Genomic DNA, 26,491 nt, shown 5'->3' with positions numbered 1-26,491 from the left:
TCTCCTTACCATGTTCCCCATATAGGGTTTTCCAATAATCTCGCCTCCAACGAATTGGCTACTATTGCCGTTTGCAACGTTGGTTGGGGATAGTTTGCAAAGTCTGAATACTCATTTTCCTGCGTGACACGTTTATCTGCGGCATGTTTAACACCACTTGCTATGAAATGACGCATGATGCCCAACAGCCTCCGACTGTCTGCACTATCGTTTGCTAAAACATGAGGGAGCTGAAGTTCGATTTCTACCATTTCTCCATACTTACCAACAAACTGTAGTTTGTCCGCACTGTACTTTTTATCCCTCCTTTGGATAAGGAAACCAGTAAAAGCATCACCTGGCGATGCCAAACTATCCACCCGCTTATTGGCAAGTCGAATAAGGTTCGTGAAAGCCATACAGTGATGCGCACCCATTCCCCCAAAGAACCCTTCGCTATTAATGTTAAGATCTTCAGTTTCATGGGATGCAATAAACCCAGGCCCGACGTTGGGAAGATATCCCCCCTCAACAAAAGGATTAATCAGGATCGGCGCAATACATCCAGGTGGTAGTGATTTCAAACTTTGCATCAATGGCGTCTCGGATATTAGACCAAGCAACGCGGCGAATTGTACTCCGTCAATATTGTTGCTGCCCCACAGAATACGTGGAGCCGCACCATTGGAAGTATGCCCATTGATCAGTTTTATCGACTGCATCACTGCAAATACCTGCAAAAACTGCGAGCGGCTTAATTTAAACGACATAGCTGCGCCCCTCTTTAACTTCCAGCGTAATAGTTTCCCGGAACCATGACTTCATCTCTTTATGGGAGATAATCAGCACAGTACCTCGCTCGCGAGCTTTGGACTCCAGAATACCCATGAGACGTTCAAGACCGGCTGTATCGAGTGCATCGTCAATTTCGTCGCCGATAAACAAATCGATGTTTTTACTCGCCCGGTTACTAACCAGATCCTGCAATGCCAAAGAACACGCAATGCGAACCTTCCGCTTCTCACCACCAGAGAGGGTCTGGAACGACTTACTTGAACCTTTCTTCTGCACACTAATGTTGAATTTGTCGCGATACTCACCTTTTTTAGTGACATCCATCGTCGACCACTCAGCAGTAATATTCCCGTCAGACAACGTATTGAGATACTCGGCAGTGCGTGTATTCAGGAAAGGCGTAACAGACGTCAAAATATGAGAACGCACCCCGGCAGGAGAGTAGACCTGACGAGCTTTTTCCAATAGCAACGTTTGTTCCTGAATAGCCTTCAACTCATCTTTTAAGGACTTGAAGGTAGACTTACTGGATACCAGGTTATCTTCGTGTCTGGCGATAAGAGCAATAAACGGATTAATCTCTTTTGATATACGATCGACCTCAGTACGAGCACGAGTCACAAGAGACTCAATAGCAACAACCTCCTTCTCACGATGACGCAAAGATGAGAGTTGTTTCGTAAGCTCTTCAATCCGGGCAATGATAGCCGTTACATCAGGTGTCGTTTTAACAAGGGCAGACTCAATGCTTAACGCTTTCTCAAGATTCGTTTTGTGTTTAGCCATTGCCTCTGCAAGTGTCTTCGCCTGACCAATTTCCTGACGTGCTTGTTCAATGAAATTCTCCTTCACCGTTGATAGATCTTCTTCGCAGTAGGCTTTGCCACAAGTAGGGCATGGTGATCCCACTTTAGTACCAACCTCTTCTGCTTTAGTCTTAAAATTACGCGCGCGGTTCATTGCATCAGCCTGACTATTTTCTGTAGCTTTGATGCTTGCCCGAATATCAGTTATCGCACCACGAACTTTGAGCAACTTGGCGTCATGTTCTTCTTTTGAGGCTAACTTTTTGCGCTCACTTTCGATTGCCTTCTCGGTATCACGGATCTGTTCGGGAAGAGTGCGGATCTCAAGTTCAACTTCCGTTAACTCAACTTCGGCCCTGGCCAGCCCAGCCAGGGCATCGTCATAACGTTTAGAACGCTCTTGCTCCCATGATTCAGAGGAGGCTTTCGCTGACTCAATTTCTGACTGTGTTGCCTCAATGGTCGAGATTGTCGACTCCAATTTGGTTTTAACCACATCCATACGTGCGGCAGCTGCATTAGCTCGCTCACGAGCAATAGCGTAGGCGCGTGTCAGTCTGTCAACGCCAGCGGCTTCTTCTACGATGGTTTTGAGGTTTTTGTCGGACATTCCAGGTAGATCTGGCATAGCTTCTTGGCTCGCATAGATGGAAGCCATGAAAACCTCTTTAGATGCACCGATCAGACGCTCGACGAACTCCTGCGTCAGCGCATCTTTGCCTTTCGTCATATCGCCATCTTCACCACGAACGATAAGACGATTTTTGAACTCTTTGTGTTTACGGTGACGAATGATCGCATATCTCTTGCCTTCATCCTCGATGGTTACTGCAACACGACAGTTCTTTTCATGGTCGGTAGACAACACATCGTCACCCTTCACACCATGAGCTGTTTCGCCATAAAGACACCACATCAGGCTATTCATTAGAGTTGACTTTCCAGAGCCATTACTTGATGCGGAACTATCATCACTATTAACACCCTGAATGAGCACTAAACCACGCTGATCTAACTCGACCTCCGCGCTGGCGATAGCCATAAAATTCTCAACCTGGAGCTTTAAAAACTTCATATAACACCTCTGATACCGTGTGTTAGCTTTTGGCCTTCTTTCAATCTGAACTCCGTATGCGCCGGGAAGGATCTGCGCCTCAATACACCTTTTCTTGTTAACCTTCCAAGATAAAACGCTACGGGATTTCCTTGTGGCGGGTAGGGCTTGTGAAACATCACCGTCTGGCCTCGTTCAAGTCTTTTCATCGTGATGGCAAAGTCTCGAAAGCTCCCATAACGACTTTGCCTCACACAGCCTCCGAACTCTCCGCTTCGGTGAGGATTTCCTGACACAAAATATCCAACTTGCTCAGATCAAATCCGCCGTCAGTATCGTGGACAATCTTGCAATAAGCAGATACCGACTCTCCCAGGCTATCGATTTTGCTGGTTTCCGTTGTGCTTGCTGTCCCTTCCATCATTGATGACTTACGGATGAAGTTGCACACAACACCTTTTGCACCCATTGTTTTAAGGATGTTCTGGTACTTAATGCCTTCTTCATCGTTCTCGATTACGGCGCGGAAACGCACGTAGTTGCCGCGAATTTGGTCATCGGCAACATAATCTTCCAGGTTAATGAATTTAGGCGCACTGGTTTCGTAGTGACTGAAACTGCCGTCCGGGTTTACGATCATGTAACCAGCCAGAGATCCAACATCTCCCCAATTTTGATGGGTCAGCGCACCGACACTGATAACTCCAGGAATGACCTCTTTGTGGTTGTGGTAATGCCCACTAAGCACGAGACGAAAGCCGATATCCTTTAACTCCTGCGCATCGATACCGACGTCAGGCATTGTTGGAATGGCTTTGTTAATGGATGTATGGATAACAACGTCATGGTTATCACCTTCTACGCTCTTACGTAATGCTTTCAGATCGCTGATAAGCTCCGCATGATTGTTACGCCAGCTAATCAGGTGGACAGTCACATCACCAATTTTTATTGAGTGTGGGCGCTTGCCACATACGATTACCACGCCGATAGAACTCAGCGATGCTGCTGCGTTGGCGCTATATACTGAATCGTTGGTTTCAAGATCGTGATTACCGGCCAGCATTACTACTGTCAGATCAAGCTCGTTGATAATCCACTTGTACGTTTCAGTTACGTAATGCAAAACAGAAGGGGACACAGTTCCTCGGACGTGAAATGTATCACCGGCAACCAACATGTACTTACAACCGGCCTTCTTCATGGCGATGGCTGCTTCTTTCGTTGCTTCCAACTGTATTTCAAGTCTGGAGTTAAGCCCCTCAGCGTTCGTCGTGGAGAACGCATCCCATTTATGGTAGTGGCAGTCAGAAATGACGCCGTATGGCAAAGTCATGTGTTTTTCCTTTGTGGTTATTTTGATACAAATTTTAAGAGCAATGAGAAGGTAAACAACTATGCATAACGGTATGTTAGGAATGAAACGAGCGTCTTAATATACAAAATTTATAAGTAAGTATATACCTATTTGTTGTGGCGCAACTTTGCTTGTCTGTATGACTAAAAATAAGACAGGATCACTGTAGAACGCTATGAGAGCTATTTTGAGGGGGCGTAGATTCTATCTACGCCAATATACGATCTGGAGGGTTACAGCGCGTCAGTGGGCTTTTTACGCGCTGCGTTTATGCTTATGACGCCAGCTTTTGGACGTGGGTCAACAAGGTTAAGTTCTTCTTCACTGTGGTATTCGAGGTCGAACTCACGTTTTACATGTCTGATGTAGATTGCGGTGAGCAGGCTATCTTTGGTCAGGAAGTGTCCGTAGGATTTACGGATCACTTCTTCTACCTTTTCGATTTTCTCACCACCCATACAGAGATGATTAAACCGGCTGTGTTTCCGCAACATTTCGTCTACTGGACCTGAGTAAACCTTGTCTACTTTCCCAAAACGGATGATTTTCCCTGTGTCTGCGGATACAAGGCAAATCAGCTTGTCTGGTGATAAACGATCTCGCCACGTCACACCTGAACGGAGTGTGTTGAAGTAGGGGGCATCCAATCCGATGATCGGTTTACGAAATGCGAGCAATGGAACGTACCTGATGCAACTGTTTAAATGAAAATTCACACCAGCCTTATCAAGTTTAATTCTGGTTTCGTAGATCGGGCACTTCGCCGCTATACCGCAGATGTCACAAAGCAACTTCTGCTTATTCAGGTTGGAATTTGATTCGATAGTGTAGGAGCCGTCTTCAAGACGACGAACCCAGCGCGTGCGTTTTAGATCCATATGTCATTTTTCTGTGATTGTTAGCCGAGGCAACGATAACCCACCAGGTGCGCCGAAGGTAGTAAATGCCTGTTTTAATTATTCACATATCCACAGGATAGATCCTAATAAAGAGATCCATAGATAGATCCTTGTATAGATCAAATAAGATCCCCGATCGCTGTAAGCCGCGCCACGACTGGTCTGAAGCCATGTTCATGTATGCTGCCAGCGGTAATTGATAGTCTGTCAACGGTTCGCCGTATGCTGCCAACTGTTTTTGGTATGCTGCCAGCGGCAAATCAAGTATGCTGTCAGCGGTTGAATGACAAAGGTGTCCACATGTCCACAAAAAATAAAAAAGGTAAAAATAACAAAGAAGTAGAAGATAATCTCGACAACTTTGAAGAAGGTTCCCTTGAATTGTACACAGGGGAACTTGTCCCTAATAGCAACAATACAGTCCAACCAATTGCGTTGATGCGGCTGGGGTTGTTCGTGCCCACGCTCAAGGGGACAAAATACAGCAAGCGTAACAAGCCAAATGAGATCGATGCTTCAAAGGAGCTTGTTCAGCTCGAAGTAGCCCGTTCTGAAGGCTATTCCGATATCAAGATAACCGGTCCTCGTCTCGACATGGATCATGATTTCAAAACGTGGGTGGGCGTTGTGCGTTCGCTGGCAGAATACGGCGAACCTAACGGTCGTGTCGAGTTAAGCATCACGAAATTTGCGAAGTTTTGTGGCTATCCATCGTCACAGATCCGCAAAACACTCCGCGACCGGCTTACAAACAGTCTTTTGAAGATCATGCGTACAACTCTGTCTTTCCAGAGAACGTATGAAGAAAAGAACGTCGACGGCTCTAACAAGATCTCGCTTCTGATGGTGCACCTCATCAATAGCGTGGACTACAACGAGCAGAAAGATACGGTGGTGTTCTATGCAGAACCGAAGCTGGCCGAACTATATCGCTTTGACCATAAGGTTCTTTTGCAGTTAAAGGTTATCAATAAGCTACCACGCAAAGAAACAGCACAGGCTCTGTACACCTTCATCGAAAGTCTTCCAACCAAGCCTGCGCCGGTATCGCTTGCTCGATTGCGTGCGCGACTCAATTTGAGTAGCAGGAATGTCAGCTCGCAGAATCAGACTATACGTAACGGCTTAAAAGCTCTCCAAGATTTGGGCTATCTCGAATACAGCGAGATTAAGCGTGGGCGGTCGATCTATATCCAGATTCACAGCCGCAATCCAAAACTCAAAGTCGCACCGCCAAAACCTGAAGACATCGAACCCAAAAAACCAGATGAGAAAGCTGGGGAAATTGATGCCAAACAGAACATTATCAACAAGATAACCGAACTTTCGCAGAATTTGACGCCTGAAAATATCAAGATGATTGAGATCCTTTCCAATAGTCTCAAACTGCTTTGATATGCTGTCAGCGGTGAAATGTATGCTATCAGCGGCTATTTTTCTGAAAAGTATGCTGTGAACGGTTAAAGATATGCTACCAGCGGTATAGTGAGATGAACGTATGCTGTGAGCGGTAAATCATCTATCACCACTCAATGCTCTGTCATACCTCCCCAGTGGTTACTAACCTCGAAGAGTGCATTCCATATAGGTTTGCGCTCACTAACATTCTATTGCTATTGCGCTGATTGCTTGTAGTGAAAGGCATTTATTGCCTGCTACTCCCTGATAGAACGTATGCTGTCAGCGGTGTTTTATTGAGGAATTTTTGTTTGGATATGCTATCAGCGGTAATTAATGGTATATGTCAGACATTCGTATGCTGCCAGCGGTAATTTTGTTCTGGTTATACCCATACCGGTACACATTATTCATGCAATGTCTTAAGTATGCTGTCAGCGGTAAAAAATCGAGTAAAGTATGCTGTGAGCGGTGAGATAGACTCTCGATATGCTATCAGCGGTAGTTGATTGTGTATGCTGTCAGCGGTGACGACTATGAAATATGACTGCGGAACGTGCCGCAGTCAGTTTGCATTTAGTGTATTTTCTTTAACGGACCCCAAAGTGTTCCGGCTTTTGTAGTCAGTTTTCCTGTTTCTGGATCGTACATACGCCATTCACGCCGCTGGTGGACGATATACCCATCTTCACGTTCCAGACGCTCAAGAATGCCAGGCTGCTTGAAACCCTTAGCACGCCAGTAGCCGCTTGTTTTCTCGATTTCCAGACCTGCCAGTGTTAATGCCATTATCCAACCTCCTTGCAGTCATCGAAAAGGTAGCTTTGCTGAGAAGCGTGAACACCATAGAAGCCCTTGTATTTGTTGTATACGAAGTGGTCTTCTCCGACGCCGGTTAATTTGCCATTACGATTTGTGAGATATGGGGATGACAACACTCGATCGTCACGCACAACATAGAACTGGTCGCCGCTGTCTACGACCATCGCTCCATATGGTGCTTTTATGACGTCGGTAAGAGCGCCATTCTTAACGTCGGCTACAGACATTTCACACTGATAAACAGTGGTGTCGGCCACAACGATCGAAGAAAGGAACAACAGCGCGAATGGGATGGCCTTCATGCTGCCACCTCTTTGATTACATCAAATGCTGAATTAAATACGAGCACGATAGCCAAAGCGTTTATGACTACGTCGTTCACCGGGGAAAAGACTTTACGAATGACACCGGTGAAAATGCAGTCGATGACAAAAGCTATTGAAACGATGAGTAACAAGTATTCAATAAAAATCTTCATGATAGGTAGATACTAACTTATATAAATTTTACTGTAAACTCACTCAAAAGTGCTGATGCTTAAAATACGCTCAAGATGTGCGGCATCTTCATCACTGATTTGTTGAGTCTCTTCTACGTACCAACAGTTGCCGTTATGCCAACAAACACCATCATCATCAACCATCACTGAATCAGCGTCATGACCTGTATATTCAACGAGAATACGCTGGATCAGCGCGTCAGTTTCTTCGTCGTTAAGGCCATCGGCTTTGACCATAAAAAGCGGAAACACGTCATAGACAGTGCTGGTAACGATTCGAACTAAAACTCTCATGTGTTTTTCCTTTTGTGGTTAGTGTTTACTTATTTTGTTAGTTATGAATAGGCGATCAATCTTCTTGTTTAGGGAAAAACTGTTCAATAACTCTGTCAACGGCTGTGTCTATATGGAGTAGATGCCACACAACCATATCTTTGCTCCCCATGCCTTGTGTGAATATCACGTCATACTTACGCCATGCGCAGTGGAACCAATATGCTGAGTCATCAATTGGTAAATCCTCTCCCGCCTCTTTGAAGTATTTCAGCAGCATTGCTTGCTCTGCCGTTGGCGTTGGACCTATTTCCTGAGCGTACATACGGATAAATCGCTGCCAGTCTGTCTCGTCGGTGGTCGGATCTGGTGGATTCATTTCGGCGATAGCGTTTCGTAGCTGATGCGCCCAATCAGGTTCAGGAAAGCCTTTTGCTGCTTCATCATCAATAACATCCAGAGCCACGTTTGCGGCATCGTAGAGTTTCTTAATAGCTGTCATGTTTTCTTATCCTTTTAAACAAATTGTTTTCTTAATAAGATAGTTGCGATAAAAAAGGCGTCCAACTGGACGCCTGAACTTTTTAGGGGAGTTATTTCACTGTAATGAAAGGAGTGTTAGCCCCTTGAGTCATGTACTGCGGTAACTGGCCATTCCATTTATTGATGGCTTCCAGTTCCATAACGTTCGGGTTTTGACGCAGAGCTTCACCGCGCAGACGAATGGCGTCTGCTTCTGCTTGCGCACGAGCACGGATAGCATCAGCTTCACCATTAGCCTGTTCACGTAGCATATTCGCCTCAGCTTTACGTTGTTCAACTTCCTGCTGACGTTGCAGAGTACGCTGGTTAGCCGTTACTTTGGCGTTAATAGATTCAATGACAGTTTTTGGGTAATCAGGCTTTCCAACCCATGACAGGCTCAGTACCTCAATACCAACCGGAGACATCTCTTTCTGAATATCTTTCAGTGCGTTGTCCAGCAATTGTGCCTTACCACCGTCGATAAATGAGTCAGTGGTCATACGGCTGGCCAAACGGTTTAGAGAGTCGGCAATTTTCTGACGCAGATCTGATTCGGTGATATCGTCTACGCCTTTGCGATAGGTCTGGAACACCGTCGTTACCTTGTCACGATTAACCAGATACGCAACGCCAATTTTGTGACCAATAGCAGTACCGTCACTCATCTGGAATGTGAACGGCTCGTCGTAGGTCTTCATTTGTTTGAAGGTCGGGAATACGTAAAGTTCGGTGTTAAGACCTGTCCATTGGCGACCAACGCCAACCACTTCACCAATCCCTTTGTCTTCACCTAATTTGTTTACTTTGATGCCAACGTATCCAGGCTCCACGCGATCACAGCCAGTAAGACCCATTGTGCAAATAGCCGCCAGAGCAACTGCAAGTAAACCTTTCTTCATTACTTATTTCCCCTTTGCTTTGATTAATGAGTTGATAAACTTACGACCAGCAATAAGACCGATTACAGGAGCACCAAAACCAACGATAACTCCAAACATGACGGCTAAATCACTCTTGGTAGAAATCAGCGACGGAACCAGTAAACCGTAGATGAGAGCCACTGAAAGGCCTGTGGCTACTGCCAATAGATAGATTTTGATCATGTGTTTTCCTATGTGGTTGTTATGCGAAAATAATAAGTAAGTGCTTATATATTTTCAAGAGATAAAAAAGGCGTCCTGTGGACGCCTTGTGTTTACTCTTCTACTGACTCGGTGGGGTTGTCTTTTGCTCTTCGGTCGTCGATTGCCTGCAAAGCCGCAATGATTTCAGCCAGTGGCTTCTCCCGATACATCTCGACGATCTGCGATTTGGTGTATTTCTTGTCACCAATTTCAACTCGCCCGCTGGCGTTCTTTGGCAGGTATCCTTCTTCCAGCATGTACTCGACGAGCGATTCGATAACGTCGAGGCCACGAGTAGGATCGAAGTAGAATTTCCAGGTGCATTTGCCATACGGTGGTGCAACTTTGTTTTTGATGCATTCTGCGCCTACGTCCTGGCCGATCTTCTCTTTACCATCCTTCATCACCGATGCACCAAGACGGATACGTACAGAAGCGTAGAACTTCGGTGAATCTCCACCTGGCGACGTAGTAGGGTCGCCAAACATTACACCGATTTTTGTGCGAACCTGATTCAAGAAGATGATGCAGGCGTTGTATTTGCGTGCCCACAAAGCCAGAGTAGGGAAGTTCGCACTCGTCGCACGAGCCAGTGCCGTATTGTCGTTCATGTTTAGCTGATCTTTGTCTTTGGCAGTGCCTTCAGCCATCTTTTCGAACTTCTCGGCTTTGGAGTTCGGAACCATAGACGCAAGAGAGTCAGCCACGATACAGATTGGTGCTGATTCGGGGATAAGCTCTTCATCACGAACCAATTTAAGTATTGTGCCGATCAACTCTACAGAGTCTTCGAAGGTATCTGGCTGCTTGTATACCCACTGACCGTCATCCTCATCTGCGTTCAGGCCATTGGCGACAGCCAGGCCAACGTCAAAACTGTTTTCATGATCGAGGAATACCGCCAGACCATCTTGTTTTTGAGCGGAGATCATCGCTGCTGTTGCAAGGAACGTTTTCCCTGCACTTGGAGGACCGAATACTTCGACGATACGACCACATGGGAAGCCGCCATCGTAACGACCAGAAATAGCTTTGTTTAACGGTGGAAAGCCTGTATCAATCCAATGAGTTACTTTCTGAATTTCGTCGTTGCTACCGATTTTCTTTTTCAGAGCAAGTGCCAGTGCGGATTTTCCTTTTGCCATGATCAGGCTCCTTTTGTTTCGTTGATTCGTTTTAAAGCGGCGGATTCATCGAATACAATCGCATCGTGGTTAAGGAGTCTGGATACACGAGCGAGGATTTTTACGACCTGCTCGCTGACTAATCCAAACTCGCGATCTGTCGCTTTCATTCCGGCAGCGCCTAGAATTGACGGCAGTGCGATGACAGCGTACTCACCGTGATAAAAGACAATCTCTTTTGCTAGTTGGGCAGGGGTGGTTGTAGCGCCATTGATAATCGATTTAAGCATTAGCAATACCTTTCGAATGGAAGAACAAACACTTCAAGGTCTTCAAGGAACGAACGGAAATTCAGCTCGTAGCACAGTTGCTCGAATGCTTTCACGTCACGATTGCCTTTGATTGTTTCGATTTCGGTAGGCGGAAACTTCGTCTCAATCAGGTTCATTAGCGTGATGTTTCTCTTGAACGCTTCGAGCATTCGACAGCCTGTTTTCTCGTTGAAGGCATTCTTCGCTAGTTTGTTGAAGGCGGTCTTATGACGCCCTTTATTAACCACGATTGAGCCGTCGTTGATGCCGCGTACCATCGTTGCGACACTTCCCCATTCATGCAGCAGCTCTTTCGCACCGCCAGCACCAATGCCTCCAACACCGCTAATGTTGTCCGAGTTATCGCCTTGTAATGCTTTTGCTTCCAAAAATGCGCGAGGCGTGGCGAATCCTGTCAGCTCCGCAAATTGCTCAAAATTAACCTGCTTGTTTTTGGCGTCTTCACGCAGGCTTACCCAGCTTACGTTTTCACGAACTAACTGAAGCCAGTCGCTATCGCCTGTTAACAGATAGATGTGTTCAACGGTTGGCTGCGGTGCCATGCGGGATACCAGCAGCCCGGCCAGATCATCCGCTTCTGCATCTTTTGCAATGAGTTGGGTAACTCCAAGCGCGGTCATCATTTTGAGGATGTATGGCTTCTGGATAGCAAAGCCTTCCTTCATCTTTTTCATATCAGGATCGTCGTCGCGATTTGCTTTGTAGTCCGGGTAAAAGTCGCGACGCTTGTCACTAAATCCATCCCAAAGAATCATAGGTCGGGCATGGAGGATGGAGGCATAACGACGGACGTTCTTAACAAAGCCGAAAGCAGCCTGTACTTCCATTTCGCCGTTGTGCAATTTGTCAGATTGTTGGTGGTAATAACCCAGGCTATTGCCATCTACGAAGAGATAATTCACCGGTACATTCCTTCCAAAAAGTAAGGCGTCCGTAGACGCCTTACTGGTCACGTAATGGGATTACAGAGAGTCCAGCTCTCTCAGTAGGTCATCCAGACCTTCATCTTCCGTCGCAGATGCGGCTGCTACAGATGTCGCTGCGACTGCTTCAGACTCTTTGACTGATACTGCAACGGCAGCGGAACTTGCTTCTGGTTTAAATTCAGTTTCAACGGCACGGAGGATTTCTTCATCAACCAGACTGGTTGGTTCAGAAGCCGGTGTGTGCGCGGTTGCTACAGCCGTCGCTCCTTCTGTATGACCAGTGACAGAGCCAAATCCAGGTAGTGCCGCAGCCGATGTTTTCGCGGTTGAGGAAATTGCTGGTGCAGATGCTGCGGCAGTTGGTGCAGCGATGCCAATCAGACGACCCATAGTGCGAACTGTCGACAGAAGACGAGTTTCATCAGCCTGATTTGCGTATGCGATCAGATCATGCTGGGTGTTCCAGAATTTATCTTCGATATCGCCTTTGTAGACTTTACGCTTAGGCGAGACGTCATATTTGGTATCGCGACCAGAGCCAGTACGTTTAATCAGGAATGCGTAGCCTTCCTCTTTGCTCAGTGGATTGCCGATATCATCAGCGATGTCTTCGGTGATTGCTTTGCAGATATCATCGAATACAGTAGACGGCAGCTCGATTAACTGGCATTTCTCAGCATCTGCGAAATCCTCACGAGCAGAAAGAATGCCGTTGACCAGGTAGCGAGGAGTGGCACGCATTTGACCGATGCGTTCTTCCATTGCTTTGTTACCCTTGTGACGAGCGCGACCTTCCATAACCATTTCGCATAGCTGACAAGCGCGACCGTGAGTATGTTGCTCACAAATATAAGCGTTGGTTGCTTCTTTACCTTCCTCGTTCTGATACTTAACGTAGTGCATACCGAAAGTCTGGAAGAACTTACCGTTTGGGTCGTCTTTATTCGGGAAGATGCGGATATAGTTGACGCCGTCTTTTAAGCGAGTCAGATCAACGTTGTTGCCACGTTTGGCGGCAATGTCTTCACGAGTTTTGTTAAGCAAATCAAGTAATGTCTTAGACATGTGTTTCTCCTTGTTGTGATTTGGCCGATGGCGCTATGCGCGTTGGGCTTTCGTTCATTCGTGGCTCTTTCGAGCTGTTAAATGATAGATCAGTACTTACTTATTATCTATCAAAAATCAACGGGGAGTAATAAAGCGTTCAGAGCCTAATCGCTCTAATTCAACGATGGCCATCTTTGACGCCTGAACGATCATGTCTCGGCGATGCGAAAAGGCGGCGACAGCATGTTTGTATATGTCTGCGATGTGCCGTGCTTCATCCAACTTCTGCCGTTTAGACAGATACTGTGGGTTTGTTTTAACCTTAGCGTCCAGTACAGACTCGTTGAACTTAATGCCGTTCATACTCAAGTTCTTACGCTCTGTGTCGTATAGCTTTGCTTCAACAGCTTCAAGGTTAAGTTTTGCCTCTGCGACATCTCGATCTGCCTGCGCTAGTTTTGACCCATACTCCATTAAAAGCCGTGGCTGTTTACGCCATACTTCCTCAAGGTTGTCGCGGTCGAACTCCAGATCGGCCATGATTTTAGAAAAAATATCAGTGTTCACTCTAATAGGTTCCTACTTATAAAATCTGTATCAATTATATCAAACAGAGAACGGGTTTATGGCGTCATGTCAACTTTGTTCAGGGGAAAAATATTGAGATCACCGAAGATAATTAGTTGTCTTATTTTGGTAAGCTGTGCTGACCATCTTTAGGTCACATACATGAGATGGATGGGGGTGTGGCATGAACGGATGAAATTCAGTCGCCGTTGACAGATGTCAACACTGTGAATAGAATACTATTATCGGAGGCGAATGAAGCAACATCCGAATAAGCATATTCAAGCAGCCATTGACTATGCATTAAGTAAAGGCTGGATCTGGGTAGCAGCTGGTGGTGCTGCACATTGTTTTTGCAGACTGCGATGCGGTAATCCAGAAGGTGAACACAAAACTCACCAAATGAGCGTATGGTCGACTCCGGGTAATCCCGAAAACCATGCCAAACAGATCAAACGAATGGTTGATCGTTGTAAATGATTTCAAGGCGGCATTAGCCGCCTTTTGCAGAAACTGTCCAACTATCTTCAAAGGAAAACTATGGCGCTTTATAACTTCACTCTGACGCTCTCAGGCGTATCGTATGAGACGGAAGGACTGGAAGACGCGCTGTACCAAAACGGCTGTGACGATGCGCTAATTTGCGCATATGGAAACTCCGTCTATGTAGAATTTGACCGCGAAGCACAATCACTTGATGCAGCTATCGCATCTGCGGTCGACAATATTGAATCAGCCGGTATCGGTGCAATTGTTGAATCCGTCGACTCGGCTCTTGTGGGCTTAAGCGATATCGCGGAACTGACAGACCTGTCTCGCCAGGCAGTGGCGTTGCTCAAAGACGGTAAGCGCGGAAGCGGCGACTTCCCTTGCCCTGTACAACGCATAAAAGGCCAGTCTCCTCTCTGGGATTGGGCTGATGTGGCTGAATGGCTCATGAATAACGGACGACTTAAAGAGGGCGATCAAATTGTCCAAAATGCCCGAACTTTGAGTAAATGGAATCTGGCGCTTCGAAACAGCGTCTCGAAAGATTTCAACGAAATAGAGCAAATTGCGGAGAAACTGATTAAACGCCGCAAAGATATTGCGAAATGCGCATAATGATGCCCGCCAATTGGCGGGCATCTGTTCTCTGTAAAGGTGTCTGGCATCGTCTGGTTCGTTAACGTTTACTAAACCAATGGTGACAAAAATTAGTTATCTTTGAAAAATAAAGGTTGCATGAAAAGAAGGGGTATGCGTTAATAGCATCGTTGGTTTGCAAGACAGACCTTATGTAAGCAGTTTTAGTAAAGCAGTCTCAGTTCAGTGTTATCTTCTGATTTCCCTTCTTCGTGAGTCTCCTCCTTAAGTGCCTAAGTAAGTCCCAATCTATACAGATCAAATTCTCGCCGCACTATGTGGCTCACAAAATTAAGAAGGTAATATCTATGTCTAATAAAATGACTGGTTTAGTAAAATGGTTTAACTCTGATAAAGGCTTTGGCTTTATTTCTCCTGCTGATGGCAGTAAAGATGTTTTTGTACATTTTTCGGCAATTCAGAGTAATAATTTCCGCACTTTGGAAGAAGGCCAGCAGGTCGAATTCTCTATCGAGAATGGGGCTAAAGGCCCAGCAGCAGCAAATGTCGTTGCTCTAAGCTGATTCAACGCTGATGATCCTCATTTCTACAATAACGAAGACGGTGTAAGCCTGAGTGGATAGATTTGTAGGATTGTACAAGTTGAATAAATTAGCATGGTAAGGCCATGCTAATTAAATCGACACAACGGCCAGTTTATTCCATAAAAGTGAATTGCCCATTGTGGCGAAATGCGGGGTTGCCGCATGAATAGTCAAAGGCAGAAGCTAACTGCCGGCATGGCAAAACAAAGTGCGTAAGAGGAGTGACTTCCTCAACAAGCGCCATAATTCTTTATAAACCCGCCAACAGGCGGGTTTTCTTTATTACTTATTTATTGTCTCCGCGATATCAGCCAGAATGGCCTCCAGTCGCTCTCCTTCTTCCGGTCGGAAGTACAGGATATTCGGGTTAAATCCGTAGAAGACGGTTGCATCAAGCTCTGGGAAGTACTCCTTACGACCAATCAGATCTGATGGTTTACTCTTATTGTTAAATAGTGCGGTTGAACGACTACCACACGTCAAAATGTAGGTTGGTCGTACAAGATTAATTTCTTCCCGCATAAAGTCTGTGAACTGGCCTATCTCGTCTTTGGTATAGTCTTTCTCTTTGTCCTTAACCTTCTTACAAACACCCGTGACATAAAGATCGCCCATGCGCAGATCTCCAACTGTCAGTAGTTTTGCCTTAAAGTCGTCGTATCCGTTCTCCATGAAGTAGCCGGTACGAGCGTCATTGCCGTTCGCATTGTCCAGAATGATCATGATTTTGGGTTTAATACCAATAGTCGGGCGTATCAACTCCTCACCCAAGCCCATTTCAGCCGCCATACGTGTCATGAGTACGTTGATTTCGGCAGAACGCTTAGGATTCATTTCGAACGGACGTGATGCTTTAACAGCGTCAATGATGAGATTGCCCATCAGCTCAGCCTGGTCGCGCAGTCGTTCAGGATCAGTTGCTGGCAGACTGCCTGGCTCAATTGACGCAAAAGCCCCTACTTTATGAAGCGACTCGCGTACACGACTGTTACATGCACGCTTCTCGACCGCTTCATCGAATTGTGCCACTGACTCGAATTTGCCACCAACTTTCTCACGCGCACGCATAATTGCCTGACAACCATTTTCAGAACAGCCTTTCACAGCAGAGAATGGCGCATACAGTGCCTGACTGCCGTCTTCGAGTGTGCGGATCTCAATTCGGTTAGATGACACATTAACGTCTGGTGGCAATACGCGAATGCCATAGGTCAGCGCATCCTTCACCAGCCCCTGATGCTTATCCTCGCCCAGAATGGTGAGCGCAGCTGCGAAGAACTCAGCAGGGTAGTGCGTCTTTAGCCACATAGACTGATAACTGATTAAAGAATAAGCAACAGAGTGTGATTTGTTGAAGGCATACGCGCCGGATTTCTCAAACATATTCCAGATTTCTTCGGCTCGTTCGTGCGTCAGGCCATTGCTCTCTTCGACAACACCGGTAATTTTCATGCAGTCACCTCATCAATCTTCACGAACTCATACCCATTGGAGGCCAGCCAGTTCCGTTGGCGCTCCCAGCTCCATATCTCTTCACGCATTTCACTATGCAGGCGAATGTGGGCGTCTTCTGGAAGTGCTACAAGATTCCCAGGGGCGTTATCTATCGTATCGCGGTTAATATGGTGGACATGTTCATCGTCACGTAGCTCCCGACCGAGACGTTCTTTCGCTATCAATCGATGAACGTATTCGTATTGCGAAACGCCATTGTTACCAACCAGCTGCATCATGTAGCCGTTGGTTTTTACGATGATGCCACCTTTGTAGTTGTTCGCTTCTTCTCCGATCTTTCCGCGTTTGGCAGCCGCCAGCTTTTCCTTCGTCTCCGCGCGGATTGTTCTGCCGGTTAGCTTTTTCGAAACGGTGGCCACTCGCTCATCGATATCAGCACGCAGACCGGCATTCCACGAGGTTTTCCCATACATAGGGTTGCCAGTGCCAGTCCGGGCTTCGGAGAGACGCTTCATACGTTCGTCATTATTTTTGTTTTTGCCACGATTCCAGGCTGGGGTAGCGGAGATCCGCGCGCTTCCGCGCCTGATCCCCCATTTGGCTAATAAGCGGTCAATATTTGCCTTGCTGCAACCAGCTTCGGCGGCAATGTCTTCTTTTCTCATCAGGTCAACCATGTAACGCTGACGTAACCATTCTTCTGTGATTTTGTACTTCGTACTCGGCATTTCTAAGACTCACTAAACAAATTGTTTTCTTATCTTATAAATTAATTCTCAAATATCGAAGCTCGTTATGTCGGCATTTATTGCCATTGCTTCGGCATAAGTGCGACGCTCACCATCAGCACAAAGTAGGCGTGCTGCTTTATGGATTTTTCTCGTAGAACCATCATCCAGTGACACTGTCACCCAGCCTTCCTCCGCTCGCTTAATGAAGTCGCCGCCAATGGATTTCATTTTCTCCATATCTTTTTTCCCGATCGCTTTCCTGACCGAGTCTGCTTCCGCCATTGAGAACCCCGCCAAGATTCGCGTAGCAGCCATGATCTGTTCCTGATAAATCAGAACTCCGTTTGTGTCGCGAGAGATTTCGTCCAGCATTGGGTGTAAGGAATGTGGGGCCATGAAGCCTTTGGCCACGGACACATAATCGTCCAACATGCCGGATTGAATCGGGCCAGGTCGGAAGAGCGCAGTCGTAGCAACAACCGTTTTAAAGCTCATTGGCTCAATTCCACCACCTAAATCTTTAAGCAGCTTGCGCATTGGGCCTGATTCAAGCTGGAATACGCCCTGTGTATACCCTGCAGCAAAACCATCCAGTACCTTGCGATCTTCAAGAGAAATGGCATCAAGATTGATATCTTCACCTGTGTTCTCTTTTATGTAGCGTTTTGCACTATCGAGCAAATCGAGAGTTGCCAGACCAAGCACGTCCAGCTTAATTAGGCCCATAGCCTCGCAGTAACGCTTGTCAAATGCGATACAACGCGCGTCACCACGGCGCTCAACCGGTGTACGTTCTGTCAGAGGAACACCTGCTACGATCATCCCTGCCGCATGTCTACCAAAGCCACGCATAAGGCTTTGTAACTTGCAGGCTGCATTGAATGCATCAGGATATTTTGTTGCGTATTTGTCGAGACTTGCCAGTTGTTCGCGCAGCTCTTCCAATGGAAGGCTATCATCCTCGACGTTCTTCAGTTCTTTTGATACCGCCATATCTGCGGACTCCACACCATAAATACGAGCGGTATCACGTAGTGCAGAGGCTGCGCCTAGGTAGGTGAAGTTCGGAATGCCTGCAACGTAATCTTCGCCGTAGCGTTCATTCAGATACTCGATCACTTCATGGCGACGTGCCTGGCTGAAGTCCAAATCCGCATCCGGCAAGTCGAGACGCTCAGGGTTGATGAAACGTTCAAACAGAAGACCGTGACGGATTGGGTCGACGTTGGTTATGCCTATGCACCATGCCACCAGAGATCCAGCGGAGGAACCACGACCAGGCCCGACAGGAATGCCAGTTTCACGGCTGTGATTCATCAGATCGCGTACCATCAGGAAGTAACCACAAAATCCCAGGCGAGTCAGCGTGTCCATTTCGTACTTTAGCCGCTCAACATAAACCCTGTTCTCAGAAGCAGGTGGTGTGTAGCCAAACTCTTTTGTGGTAAGACGTTTACGCAGCCCTGCAACAGCCAGTTTCATAAGCGTTGCAGGCTCGTCGTCTGCCATCTTTGGCAGTGCTGGCGGCAATTCATGCCAGCGCCATGTGCAGGCATCGATAATGGTATCCTGCGTTGTTGAGGCCATTGCAGCTGTTACCGGCACATCCATGCGAACGGAGAAGGCTTTAAGCGCCTCAAGGAGATGGCGGCGACCATTGACGGCGTTATCTCGCTGGTGGGGGATACGCAGACGATGCGGCTGGTCGATTTTGATGTTGTTCGTAACCATGTGCGCAATGTCTTTAATGTCTGCATCGTCGATCGATTCGTAATAAGCGGGATAGAACGCCACTGGCTCTATTTTCAATGCGCTGGCGACTTTCATCGCCCGGACGTTAATCTGGTCGTAGAATGGGGTAGGGTGCGGATAAACCACACTATAGAAGTTGTCTTTTCCACCCGCTGTAATCAGTGTGCTTATGATTTTTGCAAAATCGTTGCGTTGGAACACGCTACCGATGTCGGAAGTAAGCAGGATGATGTTGCCTTTGGCATATGTAGAAACCAACTGTTCGAGCGAGAGACGCGGTACAAAGTAGAACTGTTCTCGTGTGTTGGCCGCCGTCATTAGTTCGCAGATGTCGCGATATCCTTGCTCATTTTTAATTAGAGCGGTAAACGAGTAGTTACGTCCCCGCTCTAATGATTCCATACATCTCATACATCTCATAGATTCTTTAGCAAGTTTAGCCCGGTGCTCGTATGTGGGATCATCAACAATGTTTAGTTTCACACCACAAATAACCGCCATGTCGTCACCAGCGGCACGTTGTAGTGGAATAACGCTCGCAATATTCATGCTATCTGCTGAAATTACAGCGGTGTAGCCAGCTTCTCTGGCAATCTTCACCGCGTTTTCTGCTTTTAGAGCCGACTCCCCAAGTGAGAAGTCAGTTCGAACCATCAGTGCCTTCATGTGTTTTTACCTTTCTGGTTTTTTTGATTTTGTCATTGGGGAAGCCTACGAACTTCCCATGCATCGAAATCGCAACTTCTTTTGCTGATTGGTGACAATCGGGCTTGTCTGGACACACCAGACAAGCCTTACCAGTTTCAGAAGCAGCGATAAGAGAGCCGAAACATCCTTTACGCACGATTAACCAAATATTTTTTGAACAACTTCACGAGCCGCTTGTGCAGAAGCTGAAGGGAGTTTGTTAATGAAAGAACGCTCAATACCTGTCACAAAGTCGCCTCGCATCATTCCAATCTTGGCCGACAACAAAAGTTCACGAGGGCCAATTGGCTGACTAATAAGGTGTTCTTCGTATCCATCGCGAACGATACCGGCAAACTTAACCATCTTTTCAGCGTATTCATCCACGATGCCGGCATTTATCAACATGTTGATCTCTGCCTCTTTGCTCATGTATTTCACATTCGAAACGATGCCAAAACGCGAAAAGTTCGCGGCGTTCTGGATGTTTGTACCCTGGTACAAGCCGGTTTCATCACCAGAACCGTTCGTGTTGCCAGTGCCAATGAAAGCAAACCGTTCATGCGGAGTAATGCGACGCCATTCTGGAGTCGCCTCTTTGATGACCAACGCTTCACCTTCCAGCACTGGCTGATACACGCCAAGAATCTGTGGAAACGCAAAGTCGTATTCATCCGCGAGGTAAACCCAGCCATGCTTCATTGCGAGCGCAAGCAAGCCAGGCTCGAAATACGTAGAGCCATCACGCGCCAGAATTTGCCCCGTAACATGTGCCTCTTCCATTGATGCTGTATGTTGGGCACGGATCAACGGACGATTGAGCAAAGCACATAGCTGTGTAGGCAATGACGATTTGCCTGTTCCTGCATGACCCCACAAATAGCCAGGTATGCCAAGTTCAAGCATCATGAAAATATCTTTGATCAGTTCGAAGTCGCCATATACGTAGCCCTTCTTCACTTCTGGAACGAACTCTGGATACGGCGTATTGACGTTGACGCTAACCATGAGCGGCGTCCCACGTTTTGTTCCGAGTTCTTCCACCGTTACGTTTAGCAGTTCGTGAGCTGCGACCAGATCTGTCTTGTACTCAACTGTGCCTGTGTAGCCAGGGCTACTGGTCAAGCCAGAAGATTTGGCCATTTCGCTTTTTTGCTCGGCACGTTTAGCTTGAATTGCATCAAGTGCCTTTTTCGATAGCGTTGGCTCATCTGGAAACTGCGTTGTGTACATTTTCAGTACGGTGTCAGGATCGGCATCTTTTACTGACTCAGGAATGCCCTCGCAATTACCATTGGCTACATGGGACTTAAAATAGTGAAATGATTTGCCGCACCACTTGCAAACAAGGTAATCAGAATGATTTTTTTCATTTTGCAGTGCAGTAGTCGTCATGCGTTTTTCCTTTGTTCTCTAATGAGCGTTCAACTTCTTATATAAATATACCATCAACTATCGTAAGTGCTTACTTATCATTAAGGCTGTTTTATTCACTTCAAAATGATACGAGATAGTTCAGTAACTACAGATGAACCAAGACTATCAACGCTCGTTACCAGGGCATGATTTGAGTAAAATCTCTCCGGTGCATCAGTCATGATGCCAATTGCCATCAAATCAATGTCAGTCTGCGTTTCAATTTGCTTCGTAACCGAACGCAAATGGGCGTCAAAACCTCTCCCAACAGCCCACGGCGCGCCATCGCTTAGAACAAGCATGATCTTCTTGTCCTCCATGCGACCAGAAAATAACGATGCAAGGCTGGCTATGCTTTCACCATCCACGTTATTAAGAAGTGGGAATGTGTAGCCTACGCACCCCATACGTGAGCGAACTTCGCGAGAATTTGCCTTTTCATTCCAATTTTTGATGATAGGTAGCATTAAAGATTCAAAGCGAGAGAACTCATACTTGATTGCCTTAAGCTCTCCTGCTGCCATATGACTACCAAATGTTGTGAAGCCGGTGATAATGTTGGGAACATTTATTCGATCAAGCGCATCGGCGATGGTATATGCACTTGCAAGAGCCAGTTTAATCGTTTCGCCGCTCATTGAACCTGATAAATCAATCACTTGTTGAACACAGGCGTTAACGGCCTTAGATTCTTCTTTTTTACGAAACACGCGATCATCATTCATTGCTAATCTGTAGATACTAGAACCATGAATGCGCCCCCGACGCTGGCCCGGTATAAACTGAACTCTGTTTCTGCTTGCAATTGCACGCTCCAGGTCTTTTGCCAGCGTCGACGAAACACCTGACGAAAGATGCTTTTCAATATATTTGTCGAAGAGTTGGTTGCCTTCAGGAACGATGCGATAACGGCTGATTGGATATCCACCTAAATCAATATCGGAGAATGTTTTAATAAGCCGTTTGATATGGGCTTCTGCCTGATCAATCGAACCGATGAAGTCGTATGAGCGATTGTATGGCCTGTATTCGCTTTTCGAGCTTTCTGTTAACTCGCTTTTAATCGTTTCGGATAGTGCATCTTCTGTCATGCCTCCGACTTCATCTTCCATGCTATCAAGCTCCTCTAAAGCCTCTTCCAGACTCATTTTGGACGGAGTGGGAATGTCTGAAGAGCCGTCTTCTGCCGTTTTTCTTTTTTCGTGATCCGAGGTAGTTGCTTCTGTCGTCGCGCTATTGGAAGTATCAGAATCTAATACCTCTTTATCATTTTTTGTATCATCGAATATTGTTTCTGATGATTCAGAATTATCTGAATCATCACTATCGTTATCATCATGTATGTACTTACCGTGTGACTCATCATCTATAGATATGTGGTTATCTAGCATCTCATGTGTCTTGTGATCTTCATTGTCTTCATTACTTTCTCCAGAGGAATCCGCTTGGTCAGCGTCTGAAGGATCGGGAGTTTTTCCCGGAGCTGACTCCTTACCTTTGCTTTCACTTTCTGTGTCTTTGAGGATCTTAGCTATGGTCGCAGCCACCTTTAAACAATCCTCGGTGCAAGACATGTTACGCACGGCCACATCGATACCATGTTCTTTTAATAATGAAATTGGTTTCTCAATGACAGGCCAGTATTCATCCATGAAATCTACGAACGGTGCTTGGCCATCCCAGGCTCTTACAACCGGACAGAGAAAGAAGTTTAGAAAAAGCGCGCGCTGATCTTTGCCACAATAAGTAATAGCCTCTGAAGCCTTTGGTTTAAAGACTTTTTCGATTATCAGGCGCTGAGTTGCCATCAGATTACGTCTTGTTCCGTTAAAGACCTGCCCCATTTTTCGCTCGATGAACACGTCTTCTAAGGCATTCCATAGTGACCAGGAAGGGACGTGTCCTTTTTCTCTCATTTTGTTGGACACATGAATATCGGTAAACAAAATGTGAGCAACTTCATGATCTAGAAATCCGCGTACTGCATTCATCAATGCCGGTGTTGCGTTATCTGGGATTGATGGGATGTTTACGAGAATTGGCTCTCCATCATCGTTATAGCGTACATAAGCGTCGTCCCCTCGTTCTGCAACAGGGATGTTTTTACCTGAAAGGAGAGCGACTACTCGTTTTACACTGTCACGGAAGTCCTGAACCTCTTTGATGGAACGTTTTTTGGACATGGCTAATCCTTTGTTATGAAAACAAATTATTTACTAGTGTGTTTAATGTAGCACTGCGCGAACAGGGAACTAAGCCATTCGCGCAGGTAGAAGAGGGATTAACAGGTTCTGACGGCTAAAGACCCGGAGCCGGTATTGATAAGCGTGAAGCGTTTGTTGTTAAGTTCGAATATAAAGCCAGTTGTGTCATTCACACCAACCTCAATCTGCTCATTCGGTAGCTCGGTGAGGATGTCAGCTACACACTCATCAGCTAATTTTTGTACGTGTCCGATCTCAAGAGCTATTAGGCTGGAAATAGTGGTGTTCATTCAATCAATCCATTCTTACTTATACTATTGTAAGGAATACTACTAAAATTTATATCAATACTGAATACATCCATATTAGATGCAAGTTAATTTTCTTACCTATTTGGGGCTAGTTTTTCACCATGCATTGGTCTTTGTCCGGTCTTTAAAGTGCCTGCCGAAAAAAATGATAATAGCTTTACAACCCTAACCTTTGATGTAATATCGGTAAGCACTTACCAGAGAGAATTGAACGCGCAAAGGTTGTAACAATGTCTGACAACAAGATTGAATTTATAGAAAGTCGCTACGCTGCTTTTATCGCAGGGTTGATTGAATCCTCACCTATGAGCCAGGCCCAGATAGCCAAAACAATTGGGTATAAAAACGCCAACAACCTTTCTTTAATTAAAAGCGGCAAAATTCCTTTGCCTATCGATAAGGTTCGTCCGCTGGCGCTGGCACTGGGTATTGAGCCAAGTCGTCTTATGATGATGGTGCTGGAAGAACGCCAACCCGAACTCGCAGCATTTTTATACAAAGAAGGCACTGCTCCTCTTAACGAGGACGAAAAACAGGTTCTTGCTGCATATAACGAGCGATTCGGTAAAGAGAAAGGCGCATCACAAAAGGTTGTTGAGGCCATAAAGTCTCTATGAAAAATTTACACGAATAAGCTCTGTCGATAGACGATCTCCCTTGAATTTGTGGTCAATTTCGTCTAAATCCGGTTGCTCTACGATTGATGCGATGTACGTCGAGAAACTTTCTAAGGCGTCTCGCATCTCGTCCATATAATCGTGCCGGTCGTAGACCCGATCTATCCCCTCAAGACTGTGGTTCATGATTTTACGTGATACCTCCTGGCTTATGCCTAATGCTGGGAAGTAACTACGCGCAGTACGACGCAAATCTCGTGGTGTAAATGGCTCAAGCTCCATCAGTTCTGGTCGTTCCAGGATACGGCGTAATGCCTGGGCTATTGCCACTTTAGACATCGGAAGATCTTTCCCGATTTTTTTATTCGAAGGCACAAGCCACTGGCTGCCTTTACCATATTCGAATAACTCTTCAATGCATGTGCGCATTAATGTGCTTAAAGGCAGAGAATGCTCACGGGCTGATTTGTTTCTCTTGCCTTGATTCCAAACCCCACGCTGGAGGTTGAACTCACTTTTTTTAGCCCGCAGTACTTCGTCAGGTCGTCTTGCGGATACAAGACATAGCCTGGCCGCCCATTTTGTACCAGCACACACATTGAAGTAGTCCCATATATTCCAGAACACCCATACCTCTGCGTCGGTTAGCTTCCGCTCGCGAGGTGTGGGCTTTGCGCCACCGGCAACTTTGTTAAGTGACATATCGTTTAACGGTGACACGTCGATCATCCCCTGGAAGGCGCACCAGCTGAGGAACTGCTTCATCAGAGAGAAAACGCGGCGACCCATAACAATTTTGCCATCCAGTATTAGTGGGTTGACCAGTTGGTTCACCATGAACCTATTAATATCACTTACTTTTACATCGGCAATGTGCGGCAAAACATGTATCAAAATACAATGAACAGCGATCTCTGGCCGACGTCTTGTTATCAGCAGAGATAAGCGAGTGAATAACATGAATGCGTCCGAGAATCTCATGTCATTGCTGACCTGGGAGATCATAACGGCCTGCATTTGAGATGCTCTTTCGAGATACTCAATCGCCTCTTTTGAGGTGTTCTCCGCAGCGCGTGCTCTGTCAAAGCTATTTTTCATATGACAATCACCGAGTTACGCCGATGCACTGTATAAGTAAACAGTATATTAGGCATAGATTCTTATAGGATCAAGAGTAAAAGTAACTCATTTTCAGTAATGATTCCATACATAGTAGGTATGGAATCATTTAGACGTTGTTTTTTGAATTTTAAGGGAAACAGGAGTGAGTTTGGTGGGAATAAAAAACGGCTCCTGTGAGCCGTTTAAATCAGAGGGTGCTGACGTATGCAGCCAGTTCTGTGTATCCGCCAATCGGCTGGCCATCGATCAGCACCTGGGGGATAGTCTCTACCGGTTTACCAACAATTTCACTTAGTTTTTCCTTGTCGATACCGGCAGTGGTGATGTCAATGTACTCATAATCACCGTAGCCATGTCCCTTTAGTTGCTTCGCCAGCTCGACCGCACGTTTGCAGTATGAGCAGTTATCTCGTCCGTAGATAGTGATCGTCATTGTTACCTCGTAGAATTGATATGTAACTTTACTTACAAAGAAGATAGGTATGTGCATACCTATCTTTGCGGTCTGCATTATAAAGCTATTAAAGCCTCGATCAATCTATTAATTAAGGCATTGTTTGGTTAACATTAGCCTAATATTTTATAGTTAGTAGAGTGAAATACATACATGCCTTTTTTAATTTTCATTATTATACTACTGCTCACCGTCATTTTTTGGGATTGGGTTGTTTTAAATGGTCAAACTGTTGGAACATTGGCTACAGCATTTGCTTTTATAGCAACAGCATGGAATGCCTACGAAGCGAGAAAAAGTGCAAAAGCGGCTTTTTCAGCCCTTCAATTAACAACTGAATCATTGTTCGAAATGCGAAAGAGTGCATTTAAACAATGGTTTGATTCCTTATTAAATCAACATGATGAGTTATGTCTTCTTGCAAAACAAATTATCGATAAACACAAAGTTAATTTAAACAGAGATGAGTTATATAGACTATATGTAGTGGCATAGTGAATTTGGCCACCTGAATAGAGGTGATATCATCACCTCATAGTCAAAAC

28 protein-coding genes and 2 pseudogenes are annotated in these 26,491 nt (G+C 45.9%); 6 read left to right on the top strand and 24 right to left on the bottom strand.

Going from position 1 to position 26,491, the window contains the following annotated elements; all coding sequences use genetic code 11:
- Nucleotides 1-5 precede the first annotated feature (5 nt).
- The 5 genes from A7098_RS19960 to A7098_RS19940 all read right to left on the bottom strand — a co-directional run bounded on the left by A7098_RS19960 (nt 6) and on the right by A7098_RS19940 (nt 4,869).
- Nucleotides 6-749: a hypothetical protein gene (locus A7098_RS19960; protein WP_000008655.1), complete on the bottom strand. Its 744-nt coding sequence runs from the start codon at nt 747-749 to the stop codon at nt 6-8.
- A complete protein-coding gene (locus tag A7098_RS19955) occupies nt 739-2,655 on the bottom strand; it encodes an AAA family ATPase (RefSeq protein ID WP_105281341.1) in 1,917 nt (638 codons plus the stop codon). Before A7098_RS19955 ends, A7098_RS19960 begins: the two co-directional genes overlap by 11 nt.
- Nucleotides 2,652-2,930: a hypothetical protein gene (locus A7098_RS24310; protein ID WP_042798580.1), complete on the bottom strand. Its 279-nt coding sequence runs from the start codon at nt 2,928-2,930 to the stop codon at nt 2,652-2,654. Before A7098_RS24310 ends, A7098_RS19955 begins: the two co-directional genes overlap by 4 nt.
- Entirely contained in the window at nt 2,885-3,970 is a 1,086-nt protein-coding gene (locus A7098_RS19945; protein ID WP_000174804.1) for a metallophosphoesterase, read from the bottom strand. Before A7098_RS19945 ends, A7098_RS24310 begins: the two co-directional genes overlap by 46 nt.
- Before the next feature lie 254 nt (nt 3,971-4,224).
- On the bottom strand, nt 4,225-4,869 hold the full coding sequence (locus tag A7098_RS19940) for a hypothetical protein (protein ID WP_000364573.1): 645 nt from the start codon (nt 4,867-4,869) through the stop codon (nt 4,225-4,227).
- A 201-nt stretch (nt 4,870-5,070) separates the two neighbouring features.
- Between A7098_RS19940 and A7098_RS19935 the strand changes: the two genes are divergently transcribed.
- Entirely contained in the window at nt 5,071-6,285 is a 1,215-nt protein-coding gene (locus A7098_RS19935) for a RepB family plasmid replication initiator protein (RefSeq protein ID WP_024180339.1), read from the top strand.
- 579 nt (nt 6,286-6,864) lie between these two features.
- Here the strand turns inward: A7098_RS19935 and A7098_RS19930 are convergent.
- The 11 genes from A7098_RS19930 to A7098_RS19875 form a co-directional block, all read right to left on the bottom strand.
- Nucleotides 6,865-7,077 carry a hypothetical protein gene (locus tag A7098_RS19930; protein WP_105281340.1) on the bottom strand — a complete coding sequence of 71 codons (213 nt, stop codon included), beginning with the start codon at nt 7,075-7,077 and terminating at the stop codon, nt 6,865-6,867.
- Nucleotides 7,077-7,412 carry a hypothetical protein gene (locus A7098_RS19925; protein WP_000644408.1) on the bottom strand — a complete coding sequence of 112 codons (336 nt, stop codon included), beginning with the start codon at nt 7,410-7,412 and terminating at the stop codon, nt 7,077-7,079. Before A7098_RS19925 ends, A7098_RS19930 begins: the two co-directional genes overlap by 1 nt.
- 215 nt (nt 7,413-7,627) lie before the next feature.
- Nucleotides 7,628-7,903, bottom strand: a complete 276-nt coding sequence (locus tag A7098_RS19915) for a hypothetical protein (protein WP_001265407.1) — start codon at nt 7,901-7,903, stop codon at nt 7,628-7,630.
- A 55-nt stretch (nt 7,904-7,958) separates the two neighbouring features.
- Nucleotides 7,959-8,384 (bottom strand): hypothetical protein, encoded by a 426-nt coding sequence (locus A7098_RS19910; protein ID WP_033803584.1) that lies wholly within the window; start codon nt 8,382-8,384, stop codon nt 7,959-7,961.
- A gap of 91 nt (nt 8,385-8,475) precedes the next feature.
- The gene (locus A7098_RS19905; protein ID WP_000715581.1) at nt 8,476-9,306 is read right to left on the bottom strand and encodes an SPFH domain-containing protein; all 831 of its coding nucleotides are present in this window, start codon (nt 9,304-9,306) and stop codon (nt 8,476-8,478) included.
- Between the two features lie 3 nt (nt 9,307-9,309).
- Complete coding sequence (locus A7098_RS19900; RefSeq protein WP_021533191.1) at nt 9,310-9,510, bottom strand: hypothetical protein; 201 nt, start codon at nt 9,508-9,510, stop codon at nt 9,310-9,312.
- Nucleotides 9,511-9,602: 92 nt separating this feature from the next.
- Nucleotides 9,603-10,676, bottom strand: coding sequence for a hypothetical protein (locus A7098_RS19895; protein ID WP_001051809.1), 1,074 nt, complete (start codon nt 10,674-10,676; stop codon nt 9,603-9,605).
- Nucleotides 10,677-10,678: 2 nt separating this feature from the next.
- Entirely contained in the window at nt 10,679-10,945 is a 267-nt protein-coding gene (locus A7098_RS19890; protein WP_000920224.1) for a hypothetical protein, read from the bottom strand.
- Nucleotides 10,945-11,889, bottom strand: a complete 945-nt coding sequence (locus tag A7098_RS19885; protein WP_001755518.1) for a 5'-3' exonuclease H3TH domain-containing protein — start codon at nt 11,887-11,889, stop codon at nt 10,945-10,947. The genes A7098_RS19890 and A7098_RS19885 overlap by 1 nt, the downstream gene beginning before the upstream one ends.
- 60 nt (nt 11,890-11,949) lie before the next feature.
- Entirely contained in the window at nt 11,950-12,978 is a 1,029-nt protein-coding gene (locus A7098_RS19880) for a hypothetical protein (protein ID WP_000047684.1), read from the bottom strand.
- Between the two features lie 117 nt (nt 12,979-13,095).
- On the bottom strand, nt 13,096-13,527 hold the full coding sequence (locus A7098_RS19875) for a hypothetical protein (RefSeq protein WP_001090697.1): 432 nt from the start codon (nt 13,525-13,527) through the stop codon (nt 13,096-13,098).
- Nucleotides 13,528-13,782: 255 nt separating this feature from the next.
- On the opposite strand from A7098_RS19875, the gene A7098_RS24305 reads away from it, so the two are divergent.
- The 3 genes from A7098_RS24305 (at nt 13,783) to cspG (ending at nt 15,176) form a co-directional block, all read left to right on the top strand.
- Nucleotides 13,783-14,007: a hypothetical protein gene (locus A7098_RS24305; protein WP_001351985.1), complete on the top strand. Its 225-nt coding sequence runs from the start codon at nt 13,783-13,785 to the stop codon at nt 14,005-14,007.
- Between the two features lie 60 nt (nt 14,008-14,067).
- Nucleotides 14,068-14,631: an AlpA family transcriptional regulator gene (locus A7098_RS19865; RefSeq protein WP_001240351.1), complete on the top strand. Its 564-nt coding sequence runs from the start codon at nt 14,068-14,070 to the stop codon at nt 14,629-14,631.
- Nucleotides 14,632-14,960: 329 nt separating this feature from the next.
- Nucleotides 14,961-15,176 (top strand): cold shock protein CspG, encoded by a 216-nt coding sequence (cspG, locus tag A7098_RS19860; protein ID WP_000066497.1) that lies wholly within the window; start codon nt 14,961-14,963, stop codon nt 15,174-15,176.
- 303 nt (nt 15,177-15,479) lie between these two features.
- On the opposite strand, the pseudogene A7098_RS19855 reads toward cspG, so the two are convergent.
- The 6 genes and pseudogenes from A7098_RS19855 to A7098_RS19825 form a co-directional block, all read right to left on the bottom strand.
- Nucleotides 15,480-16,616: pseudogene (locus tag A7098_RS19855) on the bottom strand (DNA polymerase III subunit alpha); the annotation flags it as partial.
- A gap of 29 nt (nt 16,617-16,645) precedes the next feature.
- Nucleotides 16,646-17,380 (bottom strand): HNH endonuclease, encoded by a 735-nt coding sequence (locus A7098_RS19850; RefSeq protein ID WP_001141258.1) that lies wholly within the window; start codon nt 17,378-17,380, stop codon nt 16,646-16,648.
- Between the two features lie 135 nt (nt 17,381-17,515).
- A pseudogene (gene dnaE / locus A7098_RS19845) lies at nt 17,516-19,801 on the bottom strand (DNA polymerase III subunit alpha); the annotation flags it as partial.
- Between the two features lie 180 nt (nt 19,802-19,981).
- Nucleotides 19,982-21,217, bottom strand: coding sequence for an AAA family ATPase (locus tag A7098_RS19835; protein ID WP_085431619.1), 1,236 nt, complete (start codon nt 21,215-21,217; stop codon nt 19,982-19,984).
- 95 nt (nt 21,218-21,312) lie between these two features.
- Nucleotides 21,313-23,421: a cobalamin biosynthesis protein CobT gene (locus A7098_RS19830; protein ID WP_105281338.1), complete on the bottom strand. Its 2,109-nt coding sequence runs from the start codon at nt 23,419-23,421 to the stop codon at nt 21,313-21,315.
- A 98-nt stretch (nt 23,422-23,519) separates the two neighbouring features.
- On the bottom strand, nt 23,520-23,732 hold the full coding sequence (locus A7098_RS19825; RefSeq protein ID WP_024171473.1) for a hypothetical protein: 213 nt from the start codon (nt 23,730-23,732) through the stop codon (nt 23,520-23,522).
- A gap of 251 nt (nt 23,733-23,983) precedes the next feature.
- On the opposite strand from A7098_RS19825, the gene A7098_RS19820 reads away from it, so the two are divergent.
- Entirely contained in the window at nt 23,984-24,370 is a 387-nt protein-coding gene (locus A7098_RS19820; RefSeq protein WP_001282576.1) for a transcriptional regulator, read from the top strand.
- Here the strand turns inward: A7098_RS19820 and A7098_RS19815 are convergent.
- On the bottom strand, nt 24,365-25,468 hold the full coding sequence (locus A7098_RS19815; RefSeq protein WP_001718057.1) for a site-specific integrase: 1,104 nt from the start codon (nt 25,466-25,468) through the stop codon (nt 24,365-24,367). The two genes, A7098_RS19820 and A7098_RS19815, sit on opposite strands and share 6 nt — an antisense overlap.
- 211 nt (nt 25,469-25,679) lie before the next feature.
- Nucleotides 25,680-25,925, bottom strand: coding sequence for a GrxA family glutaredoxin (locus A7098_RS19810; RefSeq protein WP_000156433.1), 246 nt, complete (start codon nt 25,923-25,925; stop codon nt 25,680-25,682).
- Nucleotides 25,926-26,099: 174 nt separating this feature from the next.
- On the opposite strand from A7098_RS19810, the gene A7098_RS19805 reads away from it, so the two are divergent.
- A complete protein-coding gene (locus A7098_RS19805; RefSeq protein ID WP_301005550.1) occupies nt 26,100-26,441 on the top strand; it encodes a hypothetical protein in 342 nt (113 codons plus the stop codon).
- Nucleotides 26,442-26,491 lie beyond the last annotated feature (50 nt).

The sequence above is a fragment of the Escherichia sp. MOD1-EC7011 genome (assembly GCF_002965005.1).
Lineage (GTDB): Bacteria > Pseudomonadota > Gammaproteobacteria > Enterobacterales > Enterobacteriaceae > Escherichia > Escherichia ruysiae.
This window is presented reverse-complemented; position numbering and strand designations above follow the sequence as displayed.

What these genes read in the sequence shown, in the direction of transcription:
- A7098_RS19880 (WP_000047684.1), bottom strand. Translation starts at nt 12,978, where the DNA reads ATGTCTAAGACATTACTTGATTTGCTTAACAAAACTCGTGAAGACATT.
- A7098_RS19815 (WP_001718057.1), bottom strand. Translation starts at nt 25,468, where the DNA reads ATGAAAAATAGCTTTGACAGAGCACGCGCTGCGGAGAACACCTCAAAA.
- A7098_RS19895 (WP_001051809.1), bottom strand. Translation starts at nt 10,676, where the DNA reads ATGGCAAAAGGAAAATCCGCACTGGCACTTGCTCTGAAAAAGAAAATC.
- A7098_RS19835 (WP_085431619.1), bottom strand. Translation starts at nt 21,217, where the DNA reads ATGACGACTACTGCACTGCAAAATGAAAAAAATCATTCTGATTACCTT.
- A7098_RS19865 (WP_001240351.1), top strand. Translation starts at nt 14,068, where the DNA reads ATGGCGCTTTATAACTTCACTCTGACGCTCTCAGGCGTATCGTATGAG.
- A7098_RS19850 (WP_001141258.1), bottom strand. Translation starts at nt 17,380, where the DNA reads ATGCCGAGTACGAAGTACAAAATCACAGAAGAATGGTTACGTCAGCGT.
- A7098_RS19905 (WP_000715581.1), bottom strand. Translation starts at nt 9,306, where the DNA reads ATGAAGAAAGGTTTACTTGCAGTTGCTCTGGCGGCTATTTGCACAATG.
- cspG (WP_000066497.1), top strand. Translation starts at nt 14,961, where the DNA reads ATGTCTAATAAAATGACTGGTTTAGTAAAATGGTTTAACTCTGATAAA.
- A7098_RS19830 (WP_105281338.1), bottom strand. Translation starts at nt 23,421, where the DNA reads ATGTCCAAAAAACGTTCCATCAAAGAGGTTCAGGACTTCCGTGACAGT.
- A7098_RS19820 (WP_001282576.1), top strand. Translation starts at nt 23,984, where the DNA reads ATGTCTGACAACAAGATTGAATTTATAGAAAGTCGCTACGCTGCTTTT.
- A7098_RS19945 (WP_000174804.1), bottom strand. Translation starts at nt 3,970, where the DNA reads ATGACTTTGCCATACGGCGTCATTTCTGACTGCCACTACCATAAATGG.
- A7098_RS24305 (WP_001351985.1), top strand. Translation starts at nt 13,783, where the DNA reads ATGAAGCAACATCCGAATAAGCATATTCAAGCAGCCATTGACTATGCA.
- A7098_RS19960 (WP_000008655.1), bottom strand. Translation starts at nt 749, where the DNA reads ATGTCGTTTAAATTAAGCCGCTCGCAGTTTTTGCAGGTATTTGCAGTG.
- A7098_RS19925 (WP_000644408.1), bottom strand. Translation starts at nt 7,412, where the DNA reads ATGAAGGCCATCCCATTCGCGCTGTTGTTCCTTTCTTCGATCGTTGTG.
- A7098_RS19805 (WP_301005550.1), top strand. Translation starts at nt 26,100, where the DNA reads ATGCCTTTTTTAATTTTCATTATTATACTACTGCTCACCGTCATTTTT.
- A7098_RS19955 (WP_105281341.1), bottom strand. Translation starts at nt 2,655, where the DNA reads ATGAAGTTTTTAAAGCTCCAGGTTGAGAATTTTATGGCTATCGCCAGC.
- A7098_RS19810 (WP_000156433.1), bottom strand. Translation starts at nt 25,925, where the DNA reads ATGACGATCACTATCTACGGACGAGATAACTGCTCATACTGCAAACGT.
- A7098_RS19940 (WP_000364573.1), bottom strand. Translation starts at nt 4,869, where the DNA reads ATGGATCTAAAACGCACGCGCTGGGTTCGTCGTCTTGAAGACGGCTCC.
- A7098_RS19900 (WP_021533191.1), bottom strand. Translation starts at nt 9,510, where the DNA reads ATGATCAAAATCTATCTATTGGCAGTAGCCACAGGCCTTTCAGTGGCT.
- A7098_RS19930 (WP_105281340.1), bottom strand. Translation starts at nt 7,077, where the DNA reads ATGGCATTAACACTGGCAGGTCTGGAAATCGAGAAAACAAGCGGCTAC.
- A7098_RS19890 (WP_000920224.1), bottom strand. Translation starts at nt 10,945, where the DNA reads ATGCTTAAATCGATTATCAATGGCGCTACAACCACCCCTGCCCAACTA.
- A7098_RS19935 (WP_024180339.1), top strand. Translation starts at nt 5,071, where the DNA reads ATGCTGCCAGCGGTAATTGATAGTCTGTCAACGGTTCGCCGTATGCTG.
- A7098_RS19915 (WP_001265407.1), bottom strand. Translation starts at nt 7,903, where the DNA reads ATGAGAGTTTTAGTTCGAATCGTTACCAGCACTGTCTATGACGTGTTT.
- A7098_RS19910 (WP_033803584.1), bottom strand. Translation starts at nt 8,384, where the DNA reads ATGACAGCTATTAAGAAACTCTACGATGCCGCAAACGTGGCTCTGGAT.
- A7098_RS19825 (WP_024171473.1), bottom strand. Translation starts at nt 23,732, where the DNA reads ATGAACACCACTATTTCCAGCCTAATAGCTCTTGAGATCGGACACGTA.